This is a genomic window from Arthrobacter sp. UYEF36, from assembly GCF_040547025.1.
In the GTDB taxonomy this organism is placed as follows: Bacteria; Actinomycetota; Actinomycetes; order Actinomycetales; family Micrococcaceae; genus Arthrobacter.
The window spans coordinates 21,054-37,845 of the sequence record NZ_JBEPOX010000020.1; the positions used below are offsets into that span (position 1 = coordinate 21,054).

Genomic DNA, 16,792 nt, shown 5'->3' on the forward strand with positions numbered 1-16,792 from the left:
GTACCTTGGTGTGACCCAGGCAACTTGCCAAGCGCCGCAGAAGTGAAAGAATAATTTCACAGTAACGAGTTCTCCCATCCCCACGCATCCCTGGAGGCCCACCCTTGCCCGGAATGAACCTGACGCGCGCCGAAGCACGCGAGCGCGCCGAACTGATCGCCGTCGACTCCTACGAGGTCGACCTTGACCTGACCCGCGGGGAGAAAGTCTTCGGCACCACCACCGCCGTGAAGTTCACGGCCAAGCCGGGGTCCTCGACGTTCATCGACGCCGTCACCGACGCCGTGCAGAGTGTGACCCTGAACGGGCGCGAGCTTGACCCGGCCGAGGTGTCCGACGGCATCCGCATCCGGCTGCCGGATCTGGCGGCGGACAACGAGCTGCTGGTCGTCGCCGAGGCCCCGTACATGAACACGGGCGAGGGCCTGCACCGCTTCGTGGATCCGGTGGACCATGAGGTCTACCTCTACACCCAGTTCGAGGTTCCGGACTCCCGGCGGATGTTCGCGGTGTTTGAGCAGCCCGACCTCAAGGCCAGCTTCACGTTCACGGTGATTGCCCCCTCGCACTGGGACATCGTGTCCAATTCCCCCACCCCGGAGCCGGTCGAGACCATCCCCGGCACCGACGGCGGCGCCCGCTCGGTCTGGGAATTCACCCCCACACCGCGGCTCTCCTCCTACGTCACGGCCCTGATCGCGGGGCCGTACCAGTGCGTCCGCAGCGAAGTGGTCTCCGCCGACGGGAAGGTCACTCCGCTGGGCGTCTTCGCGCGGAAGTCCCTGATGCAGTACCTCGACGCGGACAACATCTTCGACCTCACCCGCCAGGGCTTCGAGTTCTTCGAGGCGCAGTTCGGCTGCCCGTACCCGTTCGAGAAGTACGACCAGCTCTTTGTGCCGGAGTTCAACGCCGGCGCCATGGAAAACGCCGGGGCCGTGACCATACTGGAAGGCTATGTCTTCCGCAGCAAGGTCACGGACGCCCAGGTGGAGCGCCGCGCCATCACCGTGCTCCACGAGCTCGCCCACATGTGGTTCGGGGACCTCGTGACGATGCGCTGGTGGAACGACCTCTGGCTCAACGAGTCCTTCGCCGAGTACATGTCCCACCTCGCCGCCGTGGAAAACACCCGGTTCGACCGCGCCTGGACCACCTTCGCGTCGGTGGAGAAGTCCTGGGCCTACCGCCAGGACCAGCTCCCCACCACCCACCCGATCTTCGCCGAGATCAACGACCTGGAGGACGTCGAGGTGAACTTCGACGGCATCACCTATGCCAAGGGCGCCTCGGTGCTCCGCCAGCTGGTGGCGTGGGTGGGTCCGGAGGAGTTCATGGCCGGTGTCCGCGAATACTTCCGCAAGCATGCCTGGCGGAACACCGAGCTCAGCGACCTGATGGCTGAGCTCGAAAAGGCCAGCGGCCGTGACCTGGACCAGTGGGGGCAGCTCTGGCTCGAGACCGCCGGCGTCAACACGCTCAAGCCCGAGCTCGCCGTGGGTGAGGACGGGACGATCTCCTCCTTCGCGATCCTGCAGTCCGCCACGGAGGCCCAGCCCACCATCCGCCCGCACCGGCTCGCCGTCGGCTTCTACAACCTCACCGCCGCCGGGAAGCTGGAACGCGTCCACCGCGAGGAGCTCGACGTCGACGGCGGCCGCACCGACGTGCCGTCGCTGGCCGGACTGGCCCGGCCGGACCTGATCCTGCTCAACGACGACGACCTCGCCTACGCCAAGGTCCGCCTCGATCCGAAGTCCCTCGCCACGGCCACGGCCCACCTCAAGGACTTCAGCCAAAGCCTTCCCCGGACCCTGGTGTGGGGGTCGGCCTGGGATGCGGCCCGCGACGGCGAAACGCCGGCCCGCGGCTACGTCGAACTCATCCTGGCCAACATCGCCGAGGAATCCGACTCCTCGGTGATCCTGGTCCAACTGCGCCAGCTGGCCACGACACTGAATTTCTATGTGGCTCCGGAACACAAGGAAGCCACCGCGGTTGCCGCCGCCGACCGGCTCTGGGAGCTGGCTTCCGGTGTCCCTGCGGGCTCCGACGCCCAGCTGCAGTTCGTCAAGTCCTATGCCCTGCTGGCCCGCAGCGCCGGACAACTGGACACCGTCGCCGGACTGCTGGAGGGCAGCCTGACGCTGGAGGGTCTCGCTGTGGACCAGGACCTGCGCTGGGAACTGATTACCTCCCTCGTCGCCGGCGGCCGCGCCGGGCAGGAGACGATCGACGCCGAACTCGAGCACGACAACACCGCCACCGGGCAGAACGCGGCGGCCCTCGCCAAGGCCGCCATTCCGACTCCTGAGGCGAAGGCCGCGGCCTGGGACTCGATTGTGGTCAAGGGCGAGCTGTCCAATGCCCTCCAGGGTTCAGCCGTCAGCGGCTTCACCCGGGTGCTGGACACCTCCCTGCTGGAGCCGTACGCCGAAAAGTACTTCGACGCGGTCCCGGGCGTCGTCAGGGAGCGCACGCACGCGCTGGCCCAGCAGATCGTCGTCGGGCTCTACCCGGCACAGCTGACCACGCAGGCGACCGTGGACCGCACGGATGAGTTCCTGGCCTCGCTGCCGGCGGACAGCGCGGCCCTGCGGCGGATGATGCTGGAGAACCGCGACGGTGTGGCACGCGCGCTGCGCGCCCGCCAGGCCGACGTCGGGTAGCCACCTGACCGCCGGGGCGACCTGCCCCTGGACCCCGGAACCCCGGCGCCGCCCCCGTGCGGCGCCGGGGTTCCGTCGTTCTAGACTGGCCGCATGAGCCTCGATGAGCACCGCTATGCGCTGACAGTCCGCTGGACCGGGAACCTTGGCGCCGGGACGGCGTCCTACCGCGGCTATTCACGCGATCATGACGTCGAGATCCCCGGGCTGCCCGTCCTGCGGGGTTCCGCGGACCCGGCGTTCCACGGCGACCGGACCCGCTACAACCCGGAGCAGTTGCTGCTGGCCGCCCTGTCCCAGTGCCACATGCTGTCCTTCCTGCACGTGGCCGTGAAGCACGGCGTGGTGGTCACGGGGTATGAGGACCGGGCCGAGGGTCTGATGCGGACCAACCGGGACGGCAGCGGACAGTTTGAATCGGTCACGCTCAAGCCCCGGGTAACCGTCGCTGCGCCGGTGGCGGAGGAACTTATGGAGGAATTGCACACCGGGGCGAACAGGGTCTGCTTCATTGCCCGGAGCGTCAACTTCCCAGTGCTGCACGAGCCGAGTGTGGTGCTCGAGGGACAGGCGGGCTGAACGGCTCAGCCGGCCCCGGCCACGGCCACGTCCACGTCCGCGGCCCGGTGTCCGGCGGACCTGTTCCCGGCCGCCCCTACCCGGGAGCCCCCTTTGCGGAGGCCCGGTACTCGGACACGATCCGGCGTTCCGTCGCCGGGCTCATCCCGGCCTTGCGTTCGCGGTCGAGTCCGCGGCGGCGTTCATCCGCCAGGGTGTCCCGCAGGGTGTCCGTCCAGGGCCGGGTGCGCAGTCCGGCGGCCGTGGCCGCGGCGTTGCTGCGGGTCGCGAAGCCCCCGTGGTCCGGCGGCAGCCACAACGGCAGAGAATCCGGTCCGGCCCAGTAGTTGGCGCCGTGGGAGACCAGCCAGTCCGCCGGAGCGGCGACCACCTCGGCGGAACCGCCGGCGAGCCGGCGCGATTCCTCAAGGTAGGCAGCGAACAGCACCGGCTCCCCCACGGCGTTCATTACCCCGGTGGTCCCGTTTTGGGCCGCGGTGAGGGTCCAGGCTGCGAGGTCACGGACGTCGATGATCTGGGTGGCGTCCGTGGGGATGTCCGGGACCAGGACGGCGCCCGGGTCCCGGGCGAAGCGGGCCGGCCAGTAGCCGTAGCGGTCCGAGCCGTCGCCCGGGCCGCCGATGAGCCCGGCCCGGCAGATATGGGCCTTGTCCCCGGCGAGTTCCGTGGTCCAGTCCTCGATGGCGGCCTTGGCTTCGCCGTAATTCCCGGCGCTGAGTTCCGTCCCGGGCGCCAGCGGCGGCAGCCGCGCCGCGGTTTCCGCTGCCCCGGCCACGGAATGGTCCGCGTAGACCGAGCAGCTGGAGATGAAGGTCCAGTGCCGGGCGGAGCCTGCCAGCGCCTCAAGCGCCTCCCGCGCCTGGCCGGGGTCCCGCGAAACGTCGACGACGGCGTCCCACGCGCCGTCGGAGGCGGCCCCCTCGCAGGCGGCCGAATACGCGGCGGCACCCTCGGAGCGGTCCGCCCGCAGCCAGGTGGCGCCGTCGGGCGGAGCGGACGTGGTGCCGCGGGCCAGGCAGGTGACATCGTGGCCCGCCGCCAGGGCCTGCCGGACTATTTCTGCTGACAGGAAGGCGGTGCCGCCGAGAACCAGGATGCGCATGGGGCCACGCTACGGCGCTAATGTTGAATGGGACCAGAACGTTATGCGCCCGGCGAACGCCGGCCGCCCCTCTGGACGCCCAGCCCGGCGCCACCGGCCGGCCGCAGCAACGCAGCAACAAGGAGTACCCCCGCCGATGTTCAGCATGACCAGCACCGATCCCCTCCCCGCTCCGGACATCTCGGCCGTCAACGTGCCGGGTGTCCTCATCAGCCTGGGTGTCGGCGTCGCCGTGTGGCTGGTGGCGTCCTTTGTGATCGCCGGAATCACCAAGCGCGTCGCCGCAGGCAGCACGTTGTTCAAGAAGCCATACTTCCGCTGGGTGAGTCCCGCCTTCCGTGCCCTGGACCATGAACGCCGGGTCCAGCGGGCCAACACCATCGGGGCACTGCTCAGCAGCGTGGTGGGTGTCCTGGTCTCCATCCTTACCAGCGTGTACGTGCTCAAGAACCTGAACGTGGACGTCGCGCCGATCCTGACCAGCGTCGGCATCCTCGGTATCGCCATCGGTTTCGGCGCCCAGCAGCTGATCCGCGACTTCCTGGCCGGCATCTTCATCACCATGGAGGACCAGTACGGGATCGGCGACATCATCGAGACCTCCGAAGTGGTGGGCACGGTTGAGGCCATGAACCTGCGCATCACCCGGGTCCGGGCGGAGAACGGCACCATCTGGTACCTGCGCAACGGCGAAATCCTGCGGGTGGGCAACCGCTCCCAGGGCACCTACCTTCCCCCTGTCACGCCGCCGGCTGACGAGGCTGACAGCACACCCCAGCAGAAGGCCGGAGAATAGGACCATGACGATTCCCAGCGCCGGCGAACCCCGCCAGCCCAAGCAGCTGCTCCAGAACGATCCGTTCAGCCAGCCCGGCTACACGGACAACTTCTACGATGCCGTGGGCGGCCACGAGACCTTCGTGAAGCTCGTCGATGTGTTTTACCACGGTGTGGCGACTGATCCGCTGCTGCGGCCGATGTATCCGGAAGAGGATCTGGGCCCTGCCAAGCGGCGCTTCCTGATGTTCCTCGAGCAGTATTGGGGCGGCCCGACGACGTACGGCGAGGAGCGCGGGCACCCCCGGCTGAGGATGCGCCACATGCCCTTCCGGGTCACCCCGGAAGCCAAGGAGCGGTGGCTGTTGCACATGCGCACCGCGGTGGATGCCCTGGAGCTGCCGCCGCTGTACGAGGGGACTCTCTGGGACTACATGGAGCGGGCGGCCCTCTCCATGGTGAACAGCCCGTCCGGGGCCTGAGACCGGTCACGGGGGCCCGGTGTGGCCCCCTGATGGCCCTGTGATCAGCGTCGGTCACGCCCTGCGGCCAGCGCGGCGCGCCCGTTGCCGGCGGCATGGACCAGGAACGCGATCACGAGGAAGGCGACGAGGACCTGGGCCGTCGTCGTCAGCGCGGCCGGCCACCCGCCGTCGAGCGTGGGATCGAGGAAGTCGTAGACGTACCAGCCGTCGATCGCGCCGCGCACCCACGAGAAGATGAGGAAGGCGACGGGGTAACTGAGCCACACGATCGGCCGCCGCCATGTGCCGCGCACCGTCCTGGTGACGAGTAGCCAGTCGAGCGTGACGAACAGCGGAGCCAGCCGGTGGTGCGCGAGCTGGGGCCAGTACATGTCCCAGCTCCACCACGGCTCGTCCGGCGGGGCCACCAGCACCGCGTAGATGATGCCGGTCATCACCAGGTAGAAGGCCAGCGCCCCGAACAGGTGGTCCCACGACTCCGGCAGCCGGGTCCGCGGCCGGGCGGCGGACGCGAGGAGCACGAGCCCGAGAACAAAGTTGGACTGGACCGTGAACTCCGAGTAGAGCTGGAAGACGTCCACGTCACTGCCGGGCAGCGTCGCGTCGTACGTCTTTTGGGCGAGGGCGACGAGCACAAAAACCCCGACCGCGAAGCGAAGCATCCGGATCCAGCTGCGGTCCGGATGCAGGGCATCGTTGAAGCCGATGTGTCGCTCGACCGGGGGATCCAGTACCGAGGCGCCGCTCATGCGCTCAGTATGTCAGGCCCGTCAAGAAGGGGCGTTGCCGGATGCCTGGGTGTCCAGCGCCTGGTGAAACACGTGGAAAGACCCCGGAGGCACTTGGGGGAATGTCTCCAGGGTCTTTCTGCGTCAATAATACCCAGTCGGGTATCCGGGTGCAAGCGTCCCAGGTGCGGCGGACGGCAGGGCAATCAGTAAGGTGCACCATGCCCGGAGTTCGTGACGAGGGCGGAACCTAAAGCCCCGTACCGGTGCGGGCCAGGACGTGCCCGCGGGTTCCGCTGAGCCGGAACCAGCGGCCGGCCCGGTACAGCTGCTGTTCGCCGTCGGCGAGGAAGCCGAGGGTGAGGGCCGCGAAGGCGGCGCCCAGCGGGAGCCCGCCGGCACCCGGCAGATCCCGTCCCCAGACCGTGGCACGGGCGTTGTTGACGATGAGGGCTCCGGGTTTGTCCGGGATGATCGCGGCGATCTCGGTGATGCCGGCTTCGGCGGACCGGCGCAGCCCGGCGTCGGGGAGCGTGGCCACGGCCTCCCACCCGGTGCGGGGAGCGCCCACGCCGGCCCAGGATTCGGTGACGGTTACCGGCGGCAGCGGCAGCTCGACGTCGTTCTCCCCCGCACGTGCCAGCCGGTCCAGCACCGCGGAGATCGGGACGGTGACATCGGTGTCCGCCGGCCGCGCCAGTGCCATGGTCCGCAGTCCGAGGATCGTCGGTGTCGACTCCCCCAACAGCCGCGGCCGCAGCACACACACATAGGCGGCGAGCACCGCGCCGGAGGCCTGAAGCCGGATGGCGCCGTCGTCGATCGTCTTGGCGCGGGTGGCGAAGGTGCGCAGATCTGCGAGGTCGCGGGGATCGGTGAACTGCAGGGGCAGGGTTAGGACGTCAGACACAATATCGACTCTACCGGCTGTGCCTCTTTGGGGCCGTGCCGGAGGGGCGTCTAGAGTCGAACCATGACTGAAGCCGAAGCCGGATTGCAGGGGCCGCCGACACAGGACCCCACCTCCTCGCTCCTCCAATTGCTGAACCTCGGTGAGCTGGAGGGTGCCCGGACGGATGAGGACATCTTTATGGGCCCCTCGCAGCAGCAGCCCCGGCACCGCGTGTTCGGAGGCCAGGTGCTCGCCCAGTCGCTGATCGCCGGGAGCCGGACGGTGCCCGAGGGGCGGGGTGTGCATTCCATGCATGGCTATTTCCTCCGGCCCGGGGACGCCAACAAGCCGATCACTTTCGGCGTCCAGCGGTTGCGGGACGGCCGCTCGTTCTCGGCGCGGCGTGTCCACGCGTACCAGGAGGGCATGCCCATCCTGTCCATGATCGCGTCGTTCCAGGATGAGGACGAGGGAATCGAACACCAGACCGAGATGCCGGCCGGCATCCCCGCTCCGGAGTCGCTGCCCAGCACAGCTGACCTGCTGGGCAAGTTCGACCACCCCGTGGCACGCCACTGGGCTTACGAGCGGCCCTTCGACATCCGGCACGTCGACCCGGCACTGTACGTCTCGGCCAAGGGCAACAAGGAACCGCGCAACGCCGTCTGGATGAAGACCTTCGGACCCATGCCGGATGATCCGGACCTGCACCGCGCCGCCCTGGCCTATGCCAGCGACTATACCCTGCTGGAATCCATCCTCCGCAAGCACGGGATGAGCTGGATTACCCCGGGCATGTCGGTGGCCAGCCTGGACCATGCCATGTGGTGGCACCGGCCGGTCCGGGTGGATGAGTGGCTGCTCTACGTGCAGGAGTCCCCGAGCGCCCAGGGCGCCCGCGGCCTGGCCACCGGCAGGATCTTCAGCCGCGACGGCCGGCATGTGGCCACGGTGGCGCAGGAAGGCATGATCCGCGTCCCGACGGACCTCAGGAACAAGGTCAAGGGCGCCGTCCAGTCCAAGGTCCTGCAGCACCAGATGCGCAAGGCAGAACGCGGCTGATCCTCCGCGCTCCTGAGCCTGGTTGCAGGTGACATGCGGGAAGACCGGCTCCCCCGTGGGGAGCCGGCCTTCACTTTTCCGCTCTGTGCCCGCGCGGGCTTAGTCGCGGGTGAGGCGGCGGTGGGTCACGCGGTGCGGCTTGGCCGCATCCGGGCCCAGTCGCTCGACCTTGTTCTCCTCGTAGGATTCGAAGTTGCCCTCGAACCAGTACCACTTCGAGGGGTTTTCCTCGTCGCCTTCGTAGGCGAGGATGTGGGTGGCCACCCGGTCCAGGAACCAGCGGTCGTGCGAGACCACAACGGCGCAGCCCGGGAATTCGAGCAGGGCGTTTTCGAGGCTGCTGAGGGTTTCGACGTCGAGGTCGTTAGTCGGCTCATCGAGGAGCAGCAGGTTTCCGCCCTGCTTGAGGGTCAGTGCGAGGTTCAGGCGGTTGCGCTCACCACCGGAGAGCACCCCGGCTTTCTTTTGCTGGTCCGGGCCCTTGAAGCCGAAGGCGGCGACGTAGGCACGGGACGGCATTTCGACGTGGCCGACCTGGATGTAGTCGAGGCCGTCGGAGACAACCTCCCACAGGGTCTTGTTCGGGTCGATGCCGCCGCGGCTCTGGTCCGCATAGGAAATCTTGACGGAGTCACCGATCTTGAGTTCGCCGCCGTCGAGGGGCTCGAGCCCGACTATGGTTTTGAACAAGGTGGTCTTGCCGACGCCGTTCGGGCCGATAACACCGACGATGCCGTTGCGCGGCAGGGTGAAGGACAGCCCGTCGATCAGGGTGCGGTCCTCGAAACCCTTCTGCAGGTTCTTCGCCTCGAGGACGAGGCCGCCCAGGCGCGGTCCCGGCGGGATCTGGATCTCTTCGAAGTCCAGCTTGCGGGTGCGGTCGGCTTCGGCAGCCATTTCCTCGTAGCGGGCCAGACGGGCCTTGGACTTGGTCTGGCGGCCCTTGGCGTTGGAACGGACCCACTCGAGTTCCTCGGTGAGGCGCTTGGCCTGCTTGGCGTCCTTCTTGCCCTGGACTTCCAGGCGGGCACGCTTCTTCTCGAGGTAGGTGGAGTAGTTGCCCTCGTACGGGTACAGGTGGCCGCGGTCCACTTCGGCGATCCACTCGGCAACGTGGTCGAGGAAGTACCGGTCGTGGGTGACGGCGAGGACTGCGCCGGGGTAGCTGGAGAGGTGCTGCTCGAGCCAGAGCACGCTCTCGGCGTCGAGGTGGTTGGTTGGCTCATCGAGGAGCAGCAGGTCCGGCTTCTGGAGCAGGAGCTTGCAGAGTGCGACGCGGCGCCGCTCACCACCGGAAAGCAGGGTGACATCGGCTTCCGGCGGCGGGCAGCGGAGGGCGTCCATGGCCTGCTCGAGCTGGGAATCGAGGTCCCAGGCATCGGCGGCGTCGATCGCTTCCTGCAGCTGACCCATTTCCTCAAGGAGGACATCGTAGTCAGCGTCGGGGCTGGCCATCTCTTCGGAAATCTCATTGAAGCGCTGGATCTTGCCGATGATCTCGCCAACGCCTTCCTGGACATTGCCCAGGACGGTCTTGTCCTCGTTCAGCGGCGGTTCCTGCAGCAGGATGCCGACCGTGTAGCCGGGGCTGAGCCGGGCCTCACCGTTTGAGGGCGTGTCCAGTCCGGCCATGATCTTGAGAATGGTGGACTTACCTGCACCATTCGGGCCGACAACGCCAATCTTGGCCCCCGGGAAGAAGGACATGCTTACGTCATCGAGGATAAGTTTTTCGCCAACGGCCTTGCGGGCCTTGGTCATTGTGTAGATAAATTCCGCCATGCCTACAAATCTAGTGGTTCCGCCGGGATAACTCACATTCATGCCGTCCTCCTTCACCTCCTGGCGCGGCCCGCTGCCGGCGCCACGGGGCGTGGCGCCGGCGCAGACCGTTCAGGCGGCCGCCCCCTTCAGCTCGCCCGTCTCCTCGTCGAGCTCCTCCACTTCGCCGCGGAGGTCATCAATGAAGGCAGGGTGGACTGTGGGTTCGTAGCCGTCGTTGTCGTCGGGCTCCTCGTGGGGCTGGTCGTCCTCCTGGTCCCCCTCGCGGTTTCCCTCCGGGGAGGCCGCTCCCGAGCCGTCTGGACCGGCAGCAGCCTGCGGCCCGTTGCCGGCCGTGCGGATGTAATTGGCGGAACCCCACATGAGGTCGTGGCCGACAGAGTCGGCGTCGATTTCAGCCGAGTGATAGATCCGGCCGTCATGTTCCCAGCTCCTCAACTTCAGCCGTCCGACGACGATGACCTTCTGGCCCTTCTTGACGCTGCAACCGATGTTTCCGGCCAATTGCCGGTACCCCTGGACCCTGAACCAGTTGGTAGTGCCGTATTGTCATTCCATGACAACTTCGGCGGTTTACCTCAGGATCTCCAAGGACAAGGGACTCGGGACCGAGGATGAAGGTCTGGCCGTTGACCGCCAGCGCAAGGACATCCACAAGCTACTGAAGGTCAAGGGCTGGGAGGTTGGCACTGAGTATCTTGATAACGATGTGTCCGCTTCAGGCAAGGTTAAACGTCCTGCCTATGAGCAGATGCTTGAAGACTTTGAAGCCGGTGAGATCGATGCAATCACGGCATGGAAGCTTGACCGGTTGTGGCGCGTGCCGATGGAACTTGAACACATCATCCAGTTGGTGGAGAAGTCTTCGCTGACGGTTGCCACTACTGACAGTGACATCGACCTAGCCACTTCCGGTGGTCGAGTAATGGCACGCATCTTGACAACGTTTGCTCAGGATGAATTGGACAAGCGCTCAGCCCGTCAGAAGGCCAAGTTTGCTCAGGACAGGGAAGCAGGCAAGAACCATTGGCGCGGCAGGCGTCCTTTTGGTCTGACGCTGGACGGAAAGTTGGTGGAGAAGGAAGCTAAGGCCCTCCAGGACATTGCCGGGAACCTGCTTGACGGAGGAACAGTCTCGGCCGCCGTGGAGCTGCTTAACTCTCGTGGCGTCCTGACCACCTTTGGGCAGGAGTGGCAACGCCAGCCCTTAAGGAGAACGCTGCTGAACCCACGCGTGGCCGGTCTGCTGGAGCATGAAGGCGAACTCCTACCGGGAAGGTGGGACGCCGTGCTTGATAAGGACACGTGGGACGCCGTGGTTGCCGTCCTCAAAACACCGGGAAGAGCCAAGCCCAAGCAGACACGGCAGGAGTATCTACTGTCCGGACTGCTGACCTGTGGCGAGTGCAAGGGAAAGTGCTACGGAAGGCGCACGCTGAGAAAGCTTAAGAGCGGCACCTACAGGGTCGGCTACATCTACCGGTGCGCTGAGGATCATGCCTCCAAGACCATGACGCGCACTGATGATCTGGTCATCATGAATACGCTGTCCGCATTCCTCAACTTGGACGTGAAGGAAGTTGAGGCGGACAAGGAGGCTCTGAAGGCCCTTAGGGAGGCTCGCGCTGCTGAGGTTAAGCGCTGGTCAGACTTCCAGCAGGATGCCGCTGAGGACGAGTGGACGCCCTCTCAGTACCGTTTGCCGAGGAAGACGCACGAGACCAAGCTTGCCGACCTGAACCGTCAGATCACGGAGCTTGAGAAGGTCTCGTTGGTAAGGATGCCAACCGTTGAGGAACTGGCCGAGAGTACGGCCGATGAGAACGGCGAGATCGTGTACGTCTTCGAGTGGGACAGGATGACACTGGAGAAGCGCAGAAGGCTTGTGGAGAGCGTCTGGAAGAGCATCACCCTGAAGAAGACCAAGCGGGGCGCTCGCTGGTCGGACGAAAACGTTGTGATGGTTCCCCGTAAGCTGTAGGCCGAGCAGGCATTACCCCCAGCACGCGGAAGACCCTTTCATACGTCCCCAATGGCGCCGGAAGGATCTTTTTGCTCGAAGGAACGATAGTCCCTGGACTCACTCGACACGAGTCTTTCAGGCGCGACACGCGGTCCAGTACGCGACACGCAGGTGACTTAATTGTGGGAGCCAGTCCACAGCCTGTGTGTTTGGGCCTCCAGAACGGCCTAACCGCGGTCATTTTGATTCCCTCAGCCTGTGGATTCGGCCTGCGTTGAACTACATGCCTGTAATACGTAGGCCTACCAGGCATGTTTGTGTCGGTACTCGCCGGTAGAATGGATACATGCTCTACGGAGCACGAAAGAAGCCCCAGTGACAACCCTGTCCCTGAGGTCCACGGCTACCGACTGAGGCTCTTCTTATCCTTTGCGAGGGGATATTTTGAGCTTACATCCGAACAGACTTCCGAGTGTAATTTTGCGGCGAGTCTAAAGGTGAGTCGGTGCCAAACCATCTCCCAAGGAGACTGCTTTGACTGACAAGTTGAAACCCGGTCAGGATGCGCCGGCATCCGGCCTCTACGGCATCGTCGGACCGCGCGGTGGCCACACCGGACAGCAGCGCACCGTTGTCGCCAACGAACCAATGCCTCCGACACCCAAGGCCGGACAGAGCTTTGTGCTCGACACTCCGGCCAGGAACGGCTCCGGCCGGGGCGGTAAGAAGTGAGCGCTGCGGCGGACCGCCGCCTGCTGGACACGCCGGAGGATGGCGACCAGCGCTTCCACTGGGGATCGCCTGATTACCCCCACCCGTTCACTACTACGTACAGCGCTTCCAGCGGCTCATGGGAACGCAACCGATAGCTAGATACGCAGGAAAACCCTTCTGGCCGCCGAGGCCTGAAGGGTTTTCCTGGTTCTCGTACGTGTTTAGCTGGATATCGCCGCCTGCATGTGATAGGCGGATTTGGACATTTGGTACAGAGCTGATATAGTATGGCCTTCTATAAAACCCCTGGAATCTCCGTGATTCCAGGGGTTTTGTGCGTCCGGGGCACCTTCATAGTCTATGAAAAGTCCACGCATTAGACGCAAATTGACACTGCACTCAATCAGGTGTGATGAACGTCACGTAAAAGTAGATGAGATAATTAGATAACAACGAAACAACGAACGAAAGATGTGTTATGGAAAAACGAACAGGCCGCGCAAGGAACCGACTAGAGCGACTCCGACAATCCCGTACAGCAACAGTCAGATCCCTGGATCGCATTCTAAGAATGCACGTGGAGGACATGACTAAGCGGCAGCACAAGATCACACGACTTACAGAAGAAATCGACAGGCTAGAGCTAGCAGAGACAAGCTGATGATCTTGCCAAGGAAATACCAACAAAATCCCCTAATGAAACGAGACCACGTGGAATCGCTAAACCAAAGAAAGAATAGTCATGACTACAAACTGGAAGCAGCTACAAGAAGATTCCGTCAGGAACTACGTTGCACCACCTGCGAAGCCCAAGCACACCGGAGCCAAGCAGCTACCGACTAAAGGCAAATCCCCTAACGGAGTCGCAACCTGGGACGACATTGCTACACGATTCACACTTGCCAGCAAGGACGAGATCAGGTACTCCAGTGAGCGCGGCATGTGGCTCGTATGGGACAAGCACGTATGGCGCTGGGACACCACTGACGCAGTACGTGAACTGGTTAAGGAATTTGGCCGGGACCTAGCCGCCTACCCCGTGGAGGATGTGCGGGCCGCTGGCATGAAGATCCTTAACACCAAGGGCATTAACGAGATTCTGAACCTCGCCCGATCAGATGAGCGTCTGGCAGTACGACTCACGGACTTCGATGCCGGAGTCTACGAAATAAACACTCCTGCCGGAATGGTGGATCTCTGGACCGGTGAACTTGCCCCGGCCAATCCTGCCAACCTGGTGAAGCGCTCGACATCCGTTGCTCCGGACTCATCGTGCCCGACTACGAACTATGAGCGTCTGCTGGCTCAGGCGTTCGCAGGGGAACCTGAGCTGTCCGACTACTTCGAGATCATGATGGGCGTCACCATGATCAAGGCACAGGATGAGCAAGTCTTCATGTACATGTTTGGTGAAGCAGGTTCAGGCAAGGGAACACTGATGAACATTGCTCAGGCCCTGCTAGGTACCGGTGAGGATGGATACGCAACCTACGTGGACTCATCCGTGCTGGTGAAGAGCCGCAGTCAGGCGCACCCTACGGAGCTGATGCAGTTCCTTGGTGCACGCATGGCGATCACTTCCGAGATCTCCGAAGGGCAGAAGCTCGACACTGCCAAGCTAAAGAAGATCACTGGCGGCGATACCATCACAGGCCGGTACATGGGCAAGGACTTCGTATCCTTTGACGCGACACATACCCTCTGGCTGATGGCGAACTACCGTCTTCAGGTTCCCAAGGATGACAAGGGCGTATGGCGCAGGCTCAAGACGATCGAGTTCAAGCACTCCAAGAAGGAACAAGAGTTCATCAAGCGTCTCGACAAGCTGATCATCGAGAACGAAGGCCCCGGAGTGATGGCGCGTTGGATCTCCAAAGCCACTCTTTACCTCAAGGAAGGCTTCTACATCCCGCAGGCAGTCATCGATGCCAACGAGTCCTACAAGGAAGCACAGGACACCGTTGATCAGTGGATTGAGGGCGGTGTGTCATTTGAGGACACCGGCCACTTTGAGACCTTCAAGGTTCTCCGTGAGGACTACCTGAACTGGTGCCGCCGTGAACGCAGGACTCCGATTGGTGACCGTCCGTTCGCCCAAGCCCTCAGGGACAAGGGCTTCAGTGAGACAAAGAAGTACATCTGTTGACGCCAACCGAAAATAGGGCCAGAAACGCCAACTGAAAATGAGGCCACTGACCATTATGGAAGGTGATCACATTGGATGTTTGGGCGCAGATACGCCACCGATACGCGACGGAGAAGATCTCCAAGAGGGAGCTGGCCAAACAGCTCGGGGTTTGCCGGGGGACGGTGGACCGGGCGTTGGAGGCAGACCGGCCGCCGAAGTATGAGCGGAAGCCGGCCGGGTCGAGTTTTGATGTTTACTTGCCGCGGGTGCGTGGGTTGTTGGCGCAGACGCCGACGATGCCGGCCTCGGTGCTGGCAGAGCGGACCGGTTGGACGGGCTCCGCGTCGTTGTTCCGGGACAAGGTCCGGGCGATCCGGCCCGAGTATTTACCGGCGGATCCTGTGGACCGGCTGGTCCATGAACCGGGCCAGGCGATGCAGTGCGACTTGTGGTTCCCGCATGAGCCGCTGCCGCTGGGGCACGGGCAGGAGGGCAAACCTCCGGTGCTGGTGATGACGAGCGCGTTTTCCGGATACATCCAGGCCAGGATGCTGCCGACCCGCACGACGTTCGATCTGCTGGGTGGGATGTGGTCGCTGCTGCAGGAAGCCAGCGCGGTCCCGAAACAGCTGGTCTGGGACAACGAATCAGGGATCGGGCAGGGTCGGCTGACCGAACCGGCGGCGGCGTTCGCCGGCGTGCTGGGATGCGAGATCCGGCAACTGCCGCCACGGGACCCGGAATCCAAAGGCATGGTCGAACGGATGAACCGCTACTTCCGCCAGGGATTCATGCCGGGCCGGACGTTCGCGTCGCCGCTGGATTTCAACGATCAGCTCGCGGACTGGCTGCCGCGGGCGAATGCCCGCTATTCCCGAACCCGGCACGGCCGCCCGGCTGAGCTCTTCGTCCGGGACCGGGAAGCGATGCGGCCGTTGTCGCCGGTGGCGCCGGCGAGTGTGTTCCGCAGCAGCGTCCGGCTCCCGCGGGATTACTACGTGCGGGTTTTCTCCAACGACTACTCGGTGGATCCGGGGGCGATCGGGCGGATCGTGGACGTTGAAGCGGACCTGGAGAAGGTCACGGTGAGCGCTGACGGCCGGCTGCTGGCCAGCCATGAACGCAGGTGGGCCAGACACCAGATCTTCACCGACCCCGCGCACGTGGACAAGGCCGCTTCGCTCCGGCGGATCCACCGCAGCGTCAAGGCCGGACGGTCCGCGGTGGTGGAGGAACGGGACCTGTCGATCTATGACGAACTGTTCGGCGTCGCCATCCCCGACGATGCCCGTGAGCTCTCCGGGGCAGGACGGTGAACGGGGCAGGAAAGGACATCGATTACTACGCCCGGGCGTTGCGCGCCCCGCGGATCGCCGACGGCTACCGGGCCCTCGGCGACCGGGCCCGGGAGGCGGGCTGGTCGCACGAGGAATACCTCGCCGCTGTCCTCTCCCGGGAAGTCGCCGAACGCGAGGCCTCCGGGGCCGCCCTGCGGATCAGGGCCGCAAAGTTTCCCGGACACAAGCTGTTGGAGGAGTTCAACTTCGACCACCAGCCTGCCGCGGACCGGAACCTCGTCGCGCACCTGGGCACCGGGGTCTTCCTCGAGGAAGCCAAGAACGTGGTCCTGCTCGGCCCGCCCGGCACCGGCAAAACCCACCTGGCTGTCGGGATCGGGATCCGCGCCGCACGCGCCGGGCACCGGGTCCTTTTCGACACCGCGACCGGGTGGGTATCGAGGTTGGCCGAAGCCCACGACCGTGGCCGGCTGCCTCAGGAACTGGCCAAGCTGCGCCGCTACAAGCTGCTCATCGTTGATCTATGCCGAGCCCGCGACTATGCCGAGGTGTCCGCCAGGTCGGGCTGGTGTGCGGGGTCCGGGCCGGTCGCGGGTCGGCATAGTTACAGGCT

At 64.7% G+C, this 16,792-nt stretch carries 15 protein-coding genes; 10 read left to right on the forward strand and 5 right to left on the reverse strand.

All coding sequences use genetic code 11. The annotated features are described in order from the left end of the window. Positions 1-113 precede the first annotated feature (113 nt). The gene (pepN, locus tag ABIB29_RS19670; RefSeq protein WP_354174689.1) at positions 114-2,669 is read left to right on the forward strand and encodes an aminopeptidase N; all 2,556 of its coding nucleotides are present in this window, start codon (positions 114-116) and stop codon (positions 2,667-2,669) included. Positions 2,670-2,762: 93 nt separating this feature from the next. After that, positions 2,763-3,248, forward strand: a complete 486-nt coding sequence (locus ABIB29_RS19675) for an OsmC family protein (protein ID WP_354174691.1) — start codon at positions 2,763-2,765, stop codon at positions 3,246-3,248. A 76-nt stretch (positions 3,249-3,324) separates the two neighbouring features. Here the strand turns inward: ABIB29_RS19675 and ABIB29_RS19680 are convergent, their stop codons facing one another. Then, positions 3,325-4,350 (reverse strand): NAD-dependent epimerase/dehydratase family protein, encoded by a 1,026-nt coding sequence (locus tag ABIB29_RS19680; protein ID WP_354174693.1) that lies wholly within the window; start codon positions 4,348-4,350, stop codon positions 3,325-3,327. A gap of 136 nt (positions 4,351-4,486) precedes the next feature. Here ABIB29_RS19680 and ABIB29_RS19685 point away from each other — a divergent pair, with 136 nt between their 5' ends. Continuing rightward, positions 4,487-5,146: a mechanosensitive ion channel family protein gene (locus tag ABIB29_RS19685; RefSeq protein WP_354174695.1), complete on the forward strand. Its 660-nt coding sequence runs from the start codon at positions 4,487-4,489 to the stop codon at positions 5,144-5,146. A 4-nt stretch (positions 5,147-5,150) separates the two neighbouring features. After that, on the forward strand, positions 5,151-5,609 hold the full coding sequence (locus ABIB29_RS19690) for a globin (protein WP_354174696.1): 459 nt from the start codon (positions 5,151-5,153) through the stop codon (positions 5,607-5,609). 44 nt (positions 5,610-5,653) lie between these two features. On the opposite strand, the gene ABIB29_RS19695 is transcribed toward ABIB29_RS19690, so the two are convergent. Continuing rightward, on the reverse strand, positions 5,654-6,361 hold the full coding sequence (locus ABIB29_RS19695; protein ID WP_354174697.1) for a Pr6Pr family membrane protein: 708 nt from the start codon (positions 6,359-6,361) through the stop codon (positions 5,654-5,656). 229 nt (positions 6,362-6,590) lie between these two features. Next, entirely contained in the window at positions 6,591-7,250 is a 660-nt protein-coding gene (locus tag ABIB29_RS19700; RefSeq protein ID WP_354174698.1) for a DUF8185 domain-containing protein, read from the reverse strand. A gap of 63 nt (positions 7,251-7,313) precedes the next feature. On the opposite strand from ABIB29_RS19700, the gene tesB reads away from it, so the two are divergent. Further along, the gene (gene tesB, locus ABIB29_RS19705; RefSeq protein WP_354174700.1) at positions 7,314-8,294 is read left to right on the forward strand and encodes an acyl-CoA thioesterase II; all 981 of its coding nucleotides are present in this window, start codon (positions 7,314-7,316) and stop codon (positions 8,292-8,294) included. A 99-nt stretch (positions 8,295-8,393) separates the two neighbouring features. Here the strand turns inward: tesB and ettA are convergent, their stop codons facing one another. Together ettA and ABIB29_RS19715 are read right to left on the reverse strand one after the other, a co-directional pair. Then, the gene (ettA, locus tag ABIB29_RS19710; protein ID WP_354174701.1) at positions 8,394-10,076 is read right to left on the reverse strand and encodes an energy-dependent translational throttle protein EttA; all 1,683 of its coding nucleotides are present in this window, start codon (positions 10,074-10,076) and stop codon (positions 8,394-8,396) included. 111 nt (positions 10,077-10,187) lie between these two features. Then, a complete protein-coding gene (locus ABIB29_RS19715) occupies positions 10,188-10,580 on the reverse strand; it encodes a hypothetical protein (protein ID WP_502915661.1) in 393 nt (130 codons plus the stop codon). Positions 10,581-10,632: 52 nt separating this feature from the next. On the opposite strand from ABIB29_RS19715, the gene ABIB29_RS19720 reads away from it, so the two are divergent. The 5 genes from ABIB29_RS19720 to ABIB29_RS19740 form a co-directional block, all read left to right on the forward strand. Then, positions 10,633-12,057, forward strand: coding sequence for a recombinase family protein (locus ABIB29_RS19720; protein ID WP_354174703.1), 1,425 nt, complete (start codon positions 10,633-10,635; stop codon positions 12,055-12,057). Positions 12,058-12,573: 516 nt separating this feature from the next. Then, positions 12,574-12,771, forward strand: a complete 198-nt coding sequence (locus tag ABIB29_RS19725; protein ID WP_354174705.1) for a hypothetical protein — start codon at positions 12,574-12,576, stop codon at positions 12,769-12,771. Between the two features lie 724 nt (positions 12,772-13,495). Next, a complete protein-coding gene (locus tag ABIB29_RS19730) occupies positions 13,496-14,899 on the forward strand; it encodes a DNA primase family protein (protein ID WP_354174707.1) in 1,404 nt (467 codons plus the stop codon). Between the two features lie 62 nt (positions 14,900-14,961). Next, entirely contained in the window at positions 14,962-16,197 is a 1,236-nt protein-coding gene (istA, locus tag ABIB29_RS19735; protein ID WP_354174709.1) for an IS21 family transposase, read from the forward strand. Next, positions 16,194-16,792 (forward strand): ATP-binding protein (locus ABIB29_RS19740; protein ID WP_354174710.1); only part of this gene is annotated, 599 nt, incomplete at its 3' end. The genes istA and ABIB29_RS19740, both read left to right, overlap by 4 nt.